Genomic DNA, 285 nt, shown 5'->3' on the forward strand with positions numbered 1-285 from the left:
GGTAAAGTTTAGGCTGCCAAATGTAACTTTTTGCTTGTAGGGTATTTGATTTATAAGCTGTATTGTTTGGTTTTTATCGCCTTGTAATATCTTGGCTGTGCCTTGCTCTACTCTATCGTTAAGTAGATAATATACGCTTCCCGTTCCTCCGCCTTGTTGATTTGGAAAGAATTTTACTAGCATTAAGGCTCTAGCCTCTCAAGCTCTTTGCGTATTTTATCAAGCTCTCTTATTGTCATTATGTCGGTAGCTCTTCGCTCGTGACATAGTCTAGTAAGCTGATTT

At 38.6% G+C, this 285-nt stretch carries 1 pseudogene; it reads right to left on the bottom strand.

Going from position 1 to position 285, the window contains the following annotated elements:
- Window positions 1-183 (bottom strand): annotated as a pseudogene (locus CDOM16190_RS10975) (mobilization protein); the annotation flags it as partial.
- Window positions 184-285: the final 102 nt, after the last annotated feature.

The organism is Campylobacter sp. RM16190, from assembly GCF_012978835.1.
Classification (GTDB): domain Bacteria; phylum Campylobacterota; class Campylobacteria; order Campylobacterales; family Campylobacteraceae; genus Campylobacter_A.